The organism is Frankia sp. CoWAU3 (genome assembly GCF_977971855.1).
Genome location: NZ_CDWWXB010000053.1, coordinates 6,315 through 17,856, shown reverse-complemented (window position 1 = coordinate 17,856; position 11,542 = coordinate 6,315). Strand labels below are relative to the sequence as shown.

The 11,542-nt window shown below is 63.7% G+C and carries 8 protein-coding genes; 5 read left to right on the top strand and 3 right to left on the bottom strand.

What is annotated here, in order from left to right; translation table 11 throughout:
• The first annotated feature begins 150 nt into the window (after positions 1–150).
• From AC08ON_RS07510 to AC08ON_RS07490, 5 genes are all read left to right on the top strand, one after another.
• Positions 151–495, top strand: a complete 345-nt coding sequence (locus tag AC08ON_RS07510; protein ID WP_476607032.1) for an ArsR/SmtB family transcription factor — start codon at positions 151–153, stop codon at positions 493–495.
• A gap of 4 nt (positions 496–499) precedes the next feature.
• On the top strand, positions 500–2,278 hold the full coding sequence (locus AC08ON_RS07505) for a 3-hydroxyacyl-CoA dehydrogenase family protein (protein ID WP_476607031.1): 1,779 nt from the start codon (positions 500–502) through the stop codon (positions 2,276–2,278).
• Positions 2,279–2,318: 40 nt separating this feature from the next.
• Complete coding sequence (gene ccrA, locus AC08ON_RS07500; RefSeq protein WP_476607030.1) at positions 2,319–3,656, top strand: crotonyl-CoA carboxylase/reductase; 1,338 nt, start codon at positions 2,319–2,321, stop codon at positions 3,654–3,656.
• Between the two features lie 291 nt (positions 3,657–3,947).
• A complete protein-coding gene (locus AC08ON_RS07495) occupies positions 3,948–4,469 on the top strand; it encodes a lipocalin-like domain-containing protein (protein WP_476607029.1) in 522 nt (173 codons plus the stop codon).
• 31 nt (positions 4,470–4,500) lie between these two features.
• On the top strand, positions 4,501–5,352 hold the full coding sequence (locus AC08ON_RS07490; RefSeq protein WP_476607028.1) for an alpha/beta fold hydrolase: 852 nt from the start codon (positions 4,501–4,503) through the stop codon (positions 5,350–5,352).
• A gap of 1,317 nt (positions 5,353–6,669) precedes the next feature.
• Here the strand turns inward: AC08ON_RS07490 and AC08ON_RS07485 are convergent.
• The 3 genes from AC08ON_RS07485 to AC08ON_RS07475 form a co-directional block, all read right to left on the bottom strand.
• Positions 6,670–8,007, bottom strand: a complete 1,338-nt coding sequence (locus AC08ON_RS07485; protein ID WP_476607027.1) for a cation:proton antiporter — start codon at positions 8,005–8,007, stop codon at positions 6,670–6,672.
• Between the two features lie 158 nt (positions 8,008–8,165).
• Positions 8,166–9,140 carry an ATP-grasp domain-containing protein gene (locus tag AC08ON_RS07480; RefSeq protein ID WP_476607026.1) on the bottom strand — a complete coding sequence of 325 codons (975 nt, stop codon included), beginning with the start codon at positions 9,138–9,140 and terminating at the stop codon, positions 8,166–8,168.
• Complete coding sequence (locus tag AC08ON_RS07475) at positions 9,137–11,044, bottom strand: NAD(P)/FAD-dependent oxidoreductase (RefSeq protein ID WP_476616686.1); 1,908 nt, start codon at positions 11,042–11,044, stop codon at positions 9,137–9,139. Before AC08ON_RS07475 ends, AC08ON_RS07480 begins: the two co-directional genes overlap by 4 nt.
• Positions 11,045–11,542: the final 498 nt, after the last annotated feature.

The following is an 11,542-nucleotide window of genomic DNA, read 5'->3' as shown; positions in this document are numbered from 1 at the left end:
TCTAGGAAACTCCCGCTAGATGAGCGTAGGACTCACGCGTCGCCCCGAGGACGCCCATATTCATCCGTACAGTTGACGACATGGGCCACTCGGTGGGCTATCGTAAATGAATCAGATGACGTGTCGTGCTTGCAGAGGAAGGTCGGGATCATGTTTCAGATCTTCGAGGCTCTTGCGAATCCGCCCTGGTGTGACCTGATCGAGCGGCTGACCGACGGCAACGCCACGGTCGGCGAGCTCGCCGAGTGGTGCAAGGCCGACGTGCAGACGGTCTGCGAGCACATCAAGGTGCTCGAGCAGGCCGGCCTGGTCAGCCGCACCGGGGATGTCCACCGCAGCCTGGTGCGCCTCAACGCGGAGGTGTTCGACCTGATGACCACACGGATTGTCGACGACTTCCGTCCGGAGCATTGGGGCATCTCCCCAGACAGGGCGCAACTGGTGGGGATAATAGTGAAGAAGCCGGGGCGAGCGCACCGGATCGTCCACCGGTGACCTGATGGATATCCAGCTCAACGGCACGAAGGTCGGAGTTGTCGGGCTCGGCACAATGGGCGCCGGCATCGCCGAGGTAGTGGCGCGCGCCGGCATCGAGGTGGTCGGCGTCGAGCTCAACGACGAGACGCTGGCCCGCGGGCTCGATCGGATCCGGCACTCCACCGACCGGGCGATGAGCCGCGGCAAGTTGACCAAGGTCGAGCGGGACGCCCTGCTCGCCCGTATCCAGGCCGGAACCGGGATCGAGGCTGTGGCCGACTGCCAGCTGGTCATCGAGGCGATTCCCGAGCGGATCGAGAAGAAGCTCGGGCTCTTCGCCGAGCTGGACAGGCTGTGCCCGCCAGAGACGATCTTTACGACGAACACCAGCTCCCTGCCAATCATCACGTTGGCCGTCGCTACCTCACGCCCCTCCCGGGTTGTCAGGACCCACTGGTCCAACCCCGCACCGGTCATGGGCCTGGTCGAGATCATCCATACTGTGGTCACCGACCCGTCTGTACTGGAGGATGTCGGGACGCTCGTCGCGAAGGTCGGAAAGACCGCGGTGGTCGCCGGGGACCGGGCGGGCTTCATCGTGACCGCCCTGCTGTTCGGGTACCTTAACAGCGCTGTCCGGATGCTGGAGGCGTGCTACGCCACCCGTGAGGACATCGACGCCGCCATGCGGTTCGGCTGCGGTCACCCGATGGGCCCATTGGCACTGCTCGATCTGATCGGTCTCGACTCCGCGTACGAGATTCTCGACTCGATCCATCACACCTCCCGCGACCACCTGCACGCACCGGCCCCGCTGCTCAAGCAGCTAGTGACCGCCGGCATGCTCGGCCGCAAGACCGGGCGCGGCTTCTACACCTACGCCGCCCCTTACTCCTCCGAGATCGTCGACATGGTCGAACCACCCCAACTCGGCTTCTTCGCGGTCCCAGGACGGCCGGTGCACACGATCGGCGTGGTCGGCACCGGCACCATGGCCAGCGGAATCATCGAGGTCTGTGCCCACCATGGCTACAAGGTGGTGTTCCGTGCACGGAGCGAGAAGAAAATCGCCGCTGTCCGGACGAAGCTCGAGCGGTCACTGGACAAAGCGGTCGAACGGGGAAAGATCTCATCGGACGAGCGTACTTCGACACTGGCACGGGTTCGAGCTTCGACCGATCTGTCCGTCCTCGCCGAGTGTGACCTCATCATCGAAGCGGTCGTTGAGGACTTGGACGTCAAACGGGCGCTGTTCGCTGAACTCGACACGGTTGCACGCCCGGGAGCGGTCCTCGCGACGACCACGTCCTCACTGCCCGTGATCGAGTGTGCCACCGCCACGTCCCGCCCGCAGGATGTGGTCGGTATGCACTGGTTCAACCCAGCGAAGAAGATGCGCCTGGTCGAGATCGTGCCGACCATCGTAACCGCGGACGACGTGACCGCGACTGTCTTCGACGTGGCCAGGACGGCGGGCAAGTACCCGGTCCGGTGTGCCGACCGCGCCGGCTTCATCGTCAACACCCTACTTTTCCCATATCTCAACGACGCGGTGAAGATGCTGGAGTCCCATTACGTGGGTATCGATGCGATCGATACAGCCATGAAGGTCGCCTGCGCACACCCGATGGGGCCGTTCGAACTCGCCGATGTCATCGGCCTGGACGTGACACTCGCCATCCAGCGCGCCCTGTACCGGGAGTTCCGCGAACCCGGGTACACCCCGACGCGCCTGCTGGAAGACCTCGTCAGGTCCGGACGTCTGGGGTACAAGACCGGGCGGGGTTTCCGGGTCTATTGAACATCTGCTCGATGTCGGCATCGTATAGGAGAGTTCGACCGTGAAAGAAATAAGGTCAGCTATTCTCGCCGGTGACACGCCCAAGGAGGCCTTTACATCCCTCCGGGTGCCGGAGACCTACCGGGGAGTGGTCGTCCGAAAGGAAGACGTCAACATTTTCAGTGGGCTCGCATCCCGCGACAAGAACCCCCGACGTTCACTGCACCTGGACGAGGTCGCGACACCGGAGATCGGCCCCGGTGAGGCGCTGGTCGCCGTGATGGCGTCCTCGATCAACTACAACACGGTGTGGACGTCGGTCTTCGAACCCCTGCCGACGTTCGGTTTCCTGGAGCGCTACGGCCGTCTCTCCCCGCTCAGCAAGCGACACGACCTGCCTTATCACGTCGTAGGGTCCGATCTCGCCGGTGTCGTGCTGCGCACTGGGCCGGGGGTACACACCTGGTCGCCAGGTGACGAGGTGGTGGCCCACTGCCTGTCGGTCGGGCTGGAACGGCCGGAGGGCCACAACGACACGATGCTGGATCCGGAGCAGCGCATCTGGGGTTTCGAGACCAACTTCGGTGGCCTCGCCGAACTGGCTCTGGTCAAGGCGAACCAGCTCATGCCGAAACCGGCGCATCTGAGCTGGGAGGAGGCCGCGGCATCGGGCCTGGTGAACTCCACCGCCTACCGTCAGCTGGTGTCGCGCAACGGCGCGGACATGAAGCAGGGAGATATCGTGCTGATCTGGGGCGCGAGCGGGGGGCTGGGCTCCTACGCCACGCAGCTGGCGGTGCGCGGCGGTGCAATCCCAGTCTGCGTTGTCTCTTCTTCCGAGAAAGCCGAAATTGCCCACAGGATGGGCGCCGAGCTGGTGATCGACCGGACGTCGGAAGGCTACCGGTTCTGGACGGATGAACACACCCAGAACCCGAAGGAATGGCAGCGCTTTGGCAAGAAGATCCGGCAGCTCACCGACGGGGAGGATCCGGACATCGTTTTCGAGCATCCCGGGCAGGAGACCTTCGTCGCCTCGGTCTATGTGGCCCGCCGCGGCGGAACGATCGTCACCTGCGCCTCCACCAGCGGCTTCGTCCACTCCTACGACAACCGCTATCTCTGGATGAATCTGAAAAAGATAGTGGGATCGCATTTCGCGAACTACCGCGAGGCCTGGGAGGCCAACCGATTGATCACCAAGGGGCTGGTTCATCCGACCGTGTCACGGGTGTATCCACTGGACGAGACCGGCCAGGCCGTCTACGAGGTGCACCGCAACCTGCACCATGGCAAGGTCGCTGTCCTGTGCCTCGCGCCGCAGGAGGGCCTCGGCGTGCGCGACAACGCGATACGGACCCGCCATCTGGACGCGATCAACCGCTTCCGCGAGACGTGATCATGAATTTTGGATTTTCCGCGGGAATAGCGGAGGTCGGAATTCGCCAGCCTTCCCGGCCCTGCCGCCACCAAGACGGACGTGTACCGCGGTGTTGTTGCACGCGGCGTCCACCTCCTACGGATCGCGAGGATCATCGGCGGGGGATCACCCCCGCATCAGGGAAGGGGCTCCTGTACCGCCATCACCGGACGCTGAAGGGAGGGGATGTGGCGTGGCCTCCGAACTGTCGACCTCGGACTAGCAAGTCAACAATCTGAGCCAATCCAACATCAATGGAGATTTGCCTTCATGAGCGGCGTAACCAGTTCGGATTTTTCGGACCACCTCGATACGCATGGACCTTTGCTAGTCGGAGCATGGAAGCTCGTCTCGTTCATCGTTACTGACCGCAATGGAATAATTCTCAGCATGCCCATGGGCACCCAACCGAGCGGTCTAGTGATCTACGCGGCCGACGGCCACATGTCCGCACACCTGCGCGACCCTCAGCGTCACACCTCAAGCGCATCCGTCTCCGAATTCATGAATAGCTCGCAGGTCGACGCCGAATCGATCGCCATGAACCATCCCTACATCGGATACTGCGGAACCTATTTCCTAGCGGATGATCAAGTCATCCATCATGTGCAGGTGGCGTCTGTTCCCGAATGGATTGGAGGGAACCAGGTTCGCAATTTCGCGTTGAGAGGAAATGTGTTGACGCTGTGCTGTCCGGCAAAGTGGGACGGCTCTGGCATCCGGCTTCCGTACCTGACGTGGGAGCGGATCCGGCCCGCGGAATCGCCAGCTGGTGCGACCGTAGCACCATAACGGCCACCGCCGACAAAGAAAAGAGACTGCCATGACGGGCGCACACGCTGGCCGTGCCAATTTTGGCTGGCACGCACGATTCATTGATCTTCCTGCCGGCCGATTCAGCTATCGGGTCTGGAGTGAAGATCGAGATGAACGAATGCGGGTCGTGTTGCTGCATGCCAACGCGGGATCGGCTGCAAGCTGGTCTCGTGTCGGCCCCGCGCTGGGGGATAGGTACCAGGTTTTCGCGCTCGATCTGCGAGGACATGGTGCCAGTGTTCGACCACCCGTCGGGTCGTACGGCCTACGCAAGGCCGCTGATGATGTGGTGTCCTTCCTGACCGCCGTGGGGGTCGAGGAACCGATGCTGGTCGGCCACTCGTGGGGAGCCGCCGTGGCCCTGATCACCGCGACCGGTGCCGAGTCGGAGCAGCTTCCCCCGGCGGTGTCGCGCCTTGTTCTTGAAGACCCCCCGGTGATGATGTCACCAAAGCTGCAGCGCGAACAGATCAACGATCTGATCAAGGCCATCGCACTGTCCGAAATAGAACTGCGGGAAATCCTCTCCATGGTTCATCCCGGCTGGCACCCCGATGATGTGGACAGTCTGCTGGAGGGTTTCCGGTACGCCGACCCTGCCATCGTCGAGAGCCTGGTGCGCGATGGATCCTGTACAGGCCCGCTACTCCCGCTCCTAGGTCAGCTCACTGTTCGGACCCTTCTCATCCGCGCCAACCCGCTGCGGGGCGGACTGTGGTCCGACGAGGAATGGGCGCACGCACGCCGCATCCTGCCCGCCTGCTGCACCACCGTCGAGTTGCACAACGCATCACACGACGTGCACCGTAGCCAGTTCAACCAGTTCATCCAGGCCGTTCGCGAATTCGCAGAGATCTGAGAAGGTGTTTGAGATTGTCGGTCAGAAGGCGTTTGAGAATGGAGGTTGATAACGATATGTGACCCGCCGGTGTGCGGGGCGATGGCACCCAGACCCGCTGCCTGGACACGACGGCGAACCGGGCCGCGTCGGGCCCGTCGGGCACCGCCGACGACCCGCCCCACCTGCTTGTGCGCGCCGCGCTCGTGACCACCTACGCGTCGCGAGCGACGCTCGGGGCCGCGATCGACGGCTCCCACGTCGGCGAGCAGACGCTGGCCGCCCGATCCTCGCCGAGCAGCCGGGGGTGTTCAACGCCCTGCGGGCCTGCCTCGAACCGGAGCGGCAACGGTTCGACCAGCTTCCACAACTCGTCCGGGACCGGACGTAGAGCAAGCCGCTCTCCATCACATCCATGATCGGTTATCTACCCGGAACCGCCGTGTGAGACACGCTCTTAAAGTACTGCCATTGAGCTCACACCTGATCACTAATGGCACCAGCAAGGTTTGGAAGAGGCGGGCTGGTTTACCCGCCGAAGGTACTGATGTGATCACCGGGAAGACGCTTCAGGATCTTTCTGACCTCGCGGGCGGGTGGAAAACCCGGCCCCTCGGGTAGGTGGAAAAGTTGCGCATAGGGCAGTAGACTACTGAATCATTATGGACACCATACATTCCTTCCGATCCCGATGGCCCCGGACACCGAGGCACCGTGGCCGTCGAGCCATGGTGACGGTGCTTGGCGCCCTCGTCATCCCATCGACTCTGTTCCTCAGCGGTTGCGGCCAGAACTCCAAGCAGGACAACGGCGGCGCCGTGCCCGTACCACGGGCCAGTATCGAGAGTCCGCAACGTGCGACACCCTGGCCGGCGCCAGCCGGGGCCACCAGCCACGTTGCGGTCATAGCCCAGACAGCGGTCCCAACCCCTCCCGGAGGAAAATTCTAGGAACCTATTTTAGATCTTGCCCTAACCTCGGACGTATGCTGAGCGCCAGAGGGTCGGACTCCGGCGCTCGGCGTGCCAACCGGTCGACAACCCGCTTTATCGAGTTGGGATATGGGACCAGGGTAATTCTAAAACAGCTTCTTGGGTCGGGTGGCCCAGGGGATTCGCACCCCTGGGCTGGCAGGGGCAGGGCGACTCCGAAGGGCCAAAATCCTTCATCTGCCACGCAGTCGTTGGCCTGTCCGTGGTCTTCCCGACGGGCTGATGAGCGGGAGTGAGCCGGTCGGGTCGCGCGGGTCGAGCACACCCCGGACCCACCCACACCACACCCGATCGAGTTACGAAACAGCCTTTTGTAGGATGCGGTTATCTGACGTCCATGCCGGCGCTAGCGTCGGGCACCGGAATGTGCGCTTTCGGTGTCGCCGGTGGGGTCCAGTCGCCGTAGTGTCTCGTCCGCGGTGTGCTCCACCCGTCGCATCGTGAGGTGCAGGATCGGCGGAGTTATCATGGTGGTGACGAGTGCCACGAGGACCACCACCGTGTAGGCCGCCGTGTTCAACACGCCGAGGCGGAGCCCCACTCCGGCGACGACCAGGCCGATGACCCCGCGGGCGTTCAGCCCGGCGCCGAGCGCGAGGGCCTCCCAGTGGCCAAGCCGGCTGGCCCGGGCTCCGAGGTAGGCGCCGGCGAACTTGCCCGCGACGGCAAGCAGCAGGACCACCAGGCCGGTGGCGAGGACCGACAGGTCGGTGAGCTTGCCGAGATCGACCCGTAGCCCGGCGGTGGCGAAGAAGATCGGCGCCAGCACAGTGAGCACCACCGTCCGCAGCGGCGCGACCCGGTCGGGAGCGAAACCCCGGCTGGACCCGATGACGACGCCGGCGATGAACGCGCCGAAGATCGCCTCGAGCTTCAGTGCCTCCGTGGCCGCCGCCGCGGCCAGGATCAGTACGGTGACGACCACGATGTGGCCACCACCGTCGCGCGCCGTGCTGGCGTATCGAAGTGCCCGCCGGACCGTCGGAGGACCGACCACCAGGGCGGCCAGCACGGTGCCGAGCATGCTGACCACCGGCACGGCGATGTCACTGCCACGCACGCCCGTGGTCGCCATCGCCGACACTATGGAGAGTGCGAACCACCCGGCCACGTCGTCGACTGCGGCCGCGGCCAGGGTGAGCTGGCCGACGTTGCGGTCCAACAGGTTCATGTCGATGAGGATCTTCGCGGCTACCGGGATCGCGCTGACCCCGAGCGCTACGCCGAGGAACACCGCGAACACCAGCCGATGGGCGCCGTCCGCGACGAGAGAGTCAGGCAGCAGTAGCCCCGCCGAGACGCCGAGGCCCACCGGAACCAGCAGCCCGGCGAGGCCGACCCGGGCGGCGGCCAGACCCCGGCGCCGCACCATCTGGATGTCCATCTCTATGCCGATGAATCCGACCAGCAGAATCACGCCGAGCTGGCCGACGGCGTCGAGGAGATGGAACTGGTCGGCCCGTGCGGGCAACAGCCAGCCGGCGAAGCCAGGCGCGAGCGCGCCAAGCAGAGATGGCCCGAGGATCACGCCGGTGAGGAGTTCACCCACCACTGCCGGCATTCCCAGCCGCGTTGCCGCCCGCCCGAGGAGATAAGCTAGCCCGAGCAGGACGGCGATCTGGAGCAGGAAAACGAGAAGCGCATGGGACGACAGCGCGGCTACCGGACCGGATGCGTTGACCATCACTACTCCTGGGCAGGTCAGGCGGACGTCTGAACCGACGGTGACACCAAGCACGAGCGAGAGTGGCAGGATGAGGTAAACCGCCGGTAGATCCGATGCGCTGCGTACGTAACCGTTACTCCCCGGGGCCGGCGAGCGTTTCTCGGTAGGTCATCGGGTCAGCCGCCAACCGCCCGCACGATGGTCTTTGCGTACGTGTCGTAGGCGTTGCCCTCGGTCAGGAGCAGACGGGGGATGACGAGCTCACATTCCAGTAGCCGCAGCACACGGTGTTCGTCCCGCAAGCCGTCAACCCGGCCGAAGATCAACGGTCCGTATCGGTTCTCTAGTGCTTCATACACACAGTACGCCCACTCACGCTCGGCTGGTGTCGGCTGGATAACTTCATTCCGGCCACCGAACCGTTCATGTGCCCACCAGCCGCCGTCCCGGGCGACTCTTTTGCGGACCGCGTGGCTCAACTTTCCGCCTAGGAAGACGAAGGAGAGTTCACCATGAGCCAGGATCGATGAGAGAAAGGGCTGGACACAGACGTGATGGGTGGACACCAAGTCACGGAGCAGTGTCTCGGGTTCCGTGTCGCGGCGTGGTGCCACGCCCGTCGCCGACGTTGCTTCGTGGCTGTGCCGGACGAAGTGCGTTGCTGAGGTACTCGGCCCGCTCCGTGAGACCCGGAAGGTGCGCCAGGAGCCGGCCGAGACGGTTGGCTTGATGACGACATGGTCCCATCCGGTCTGGGTCATGAGCGTGTCAATCGTCACGTCCTCACCCCGGGAAACCCACCGGGTCGGGATCACCGCGATGCCGTCCTGTTCGAGCTCTGACAGGTACCGCCGTTTGTCGAGCGTCCCGACGGCCACCCGCATCGAGTTCAGAATTGGAATCTTCCCGTCCAGCTCCAGATACAGTCTCCGGATCCTGTCAAGGAAGTCGGGCCGCTCGTGGAAGCCGCGGCACATTCGTAGGTTCACGCCGTCGAACGCTGTCCAGTCGACGGTGTGCACGTTGTCGAGATGGACCGCGACTGCCGTGACACCGTAATCAGCCAGGGCGGTAACGATCTGTGGGTACTCCGCGTGCGGCGAGTCCAAATGTAGATAGGCGATCGGTCGCCCAGTGGTAACGGCTTTCATTCATCTTTCCTTAGCAAGGCCTCGTGGTTAGCGAGTTCGCTGGCCGTCGCGCTGTCGCTGGGGCGGCGTACAAGCAGGAGCAGGCGTCGGATCGCCGTGTCCACCCCGTCCCACAGATAGGCAGCGGCGAATCCGGCGAGCAGGGCATACGGCCGCAGCCAGATCACCCATCGCAATCGGGTGTTGGCCGGCACGGGCAACCGGTCCAACCAGGTCGCGGTGCCCTCTGGTCGTAGTTCCGCGGGTTCCACCAGGTCATGAGCTGAAATATCTCTTCCCCGGTCCCCGCCGATCGCCAGCCACCACAGCTTAGGCAGCGGCGCGGTGACGTTCTGGACGCTACGGACCGTTGGTAGCTTGACACCGTGATCCAGCCGCCACCGTGCGCGGGCCGCGAGGTTGGCCTGTAGCCGGCTCTGTATCCAATGCACGGTTTCCGGCGGCAACCACCGCCACAGCGGGGCCCGGGAGTAGAATAGCGTGGATTGGAGACGCCGCCGGACGCGGCGGTTCTTCGGGGTCTCCCGAGTGGTGTCGCCCTCGGTGTCGACGAGCCATCGGGTGAGCGCTGAACGGGTGCTGCCCACCGACCAGAACACCATCATATCAAGCACGTGGGACAACACGAAGAAGCGAGGATCCGCGATCGCGGCAGTGTACTTTTCGCGGACCATCGCGCGCAGCATGTGCCAGTCCTGGCGAGTGGCTCGGTTCACCCGCTCGATATACGCCCGGTCCAGGTGCCCGGAGCGGACGTCGTCCTGGACAATGTTGGCGAGATGCCAACTGGTCACCAACGCCAGCGCGATTCCCTGGCTGTAGTAGGCGTCGATGATGCTGCCCGCGTCGCCTACCATTGCATAGCGCTGCGGGCTGACGAACGTGTCGGTCCAGTGCTGGACGTTACGGTAGGTCCGGAACTCAAGGAGTGACTCCGGTGCGATCACCTTGTCGAGGACGGGGTGCCGCCGGATGAGATTCCAGAACTGCTCCTGCGGAGTTCGGCCGGGTGGCGCCGACCGCTGGTCGAAAGTCGCGCCGACGCTGATCCGTTCCTTCGAGAGCCGGATGACCCAGATCCAATAACCAGTCCCCCACAAATGTACGGTGTACAGGTCGCGTTGCGTATCGCGGCCGTTGGGGAAGGTATGCGTCCACTCGTCACCGAACAGGCCGTCGGTCACGCCCTCGAACTGGCCCCAGACCGCTGTCGTCTGAAATCCGTCAGTCAGTTCCCGCCGCTCCGCGGCATGTCCGCGGCCGCGGGCCAACAACCGGTTGCGTCCAGAACAGTCGACGACCCAGTGCGTTCGGATGATGTTGCTGTGCCCGGTTGTGCCGTCCAGCCATTCCACCTGATGCCAGTCCGCTCCCGGGGAGATCTGTATGTCGCTCACTCGGGCGGTGTCGACGAAAGTGATTCCAGCACGCCGTCGGACGGCCGCACACATCGAATCCTCCGCTTCGGGACGGACGATCTGCATGTCGAGGAACATGCAGCGGAACCACTTCTTGTCGGGCGCAATATCGTAGAGATAATGCGGCGGATGCGGGTCGGCGTTGATGGCCCACTCGGTGGCGTCGCGGAAGTCCGATCTGTTCTCCGTGCCGTGGGAGAACCATACACCGAGTTTCGCGAATGATTCCTCGGTGATGAACTCATCCAGCTCGCCCACAGTGCGGAGAAAAGCACTTGTGAAGACTAGGAACGACTCTCCAACCTTGTAGCTGTGTTTCTTGTCGCGAAGGTTGTCGATCAGCGTTACTCGCAGGCCTCGTTTGGCAAGCTGAAGGGCGTTCGCCAGGCCTATGATGCCGGCACCGACCACCACGACATCAGTTTCGGAGGTCGCCTGCCGAATCACCGGCAAGCCCTCCGGTGAATGCGCTTTCTCGTTGGTCATCAAATCAGATCTTTGTCGAAGTTTCCGGGAAACGCGGTCGGCCTCGCCCACCGGCTGGATTTTCGCATCTGGTCTCGCGTGCTTAGTCTCGCATAAATTTACTTCGTCATACGCGCGCAGGACTGGTGTCGACGATACCAAGGGACTTTGCTGGCTGGCTCCGCAACCAGATCCGGCCGCCACGTTAATGGTCTTCCTGACTGCCCCGCTTCGCAGGGCCTCCCCCAGCTCTGGCGTCATCTCATTGCATGGAACACGGATGTACAACACCCGACTATTGCAATTGATTGGCTTGTGGATGTGCCATTGCCCTGGCTGCCTACACCCGCTCCAGCCGGTCGGCTCCGGCTCCTGGCATCCCAAGGCTGCTGGCAGTGCAGTCTGCGTCCTCGGCATGGGTGCAGCCTGAGCGACGGACCGGTGTGCGGGGACGGGAGAACTACCTGTCTCACTACCTGTCCGCTCACTTGCCCACCTGTCTGTCCCGGTTGTCCACCC

Coding starts and splice junctions, on each gene's coding strand:
- AC08ON_RS07510 (WP_476607032.1), top strand. CDS start 151: ATGTTTCAGATCTTCGAGGCTCTTGCGAATCCGCCCTGGTGTGACCTG.
- AC08ON_RS07505 (WP_476607031.1), top strand. CDS start 500: ATGGATATCCAGCTCAACGGCACGAAGGTCGGAGTTGTCGGGCTCGGC.
- AC08ON_RS07495 (WP_476607029.1), top strand. CDS start 3,948: ATGAGCGGCGTAACCAGTTCGGATTTTTCGGACCACCTCGATACGCAT.
- AC08ON_RS07490 (WP_476607028.1), top strand. CDS start 4,501: ATGACGGGCGCACACGCTGGCCGTGCCAATTTTGGCTGGCACGCACGA.
- AC08ON_RS07485 (WP_476607027.1), bottom strand. CDS start 8,007: ATGGTCAACGCATCCGGTCCGGTAGCCGCGCTGTCGTCCCATGCGCTT.
- AC08ON_RS07480 (WP_476607026.1), bottom strand. CDS start 9,140: ATGAAAGCCGTTACCACTGGGCGACCGATCGCCTATCTACATTTGGAC.
- AC08ON_RS07475 (WP_476616686.1), bottom strand. CDS start 11,044: ATGACCAACGAGAAAGCGCATTCACCGGAGGGCTTGCCGGTGATTCGG.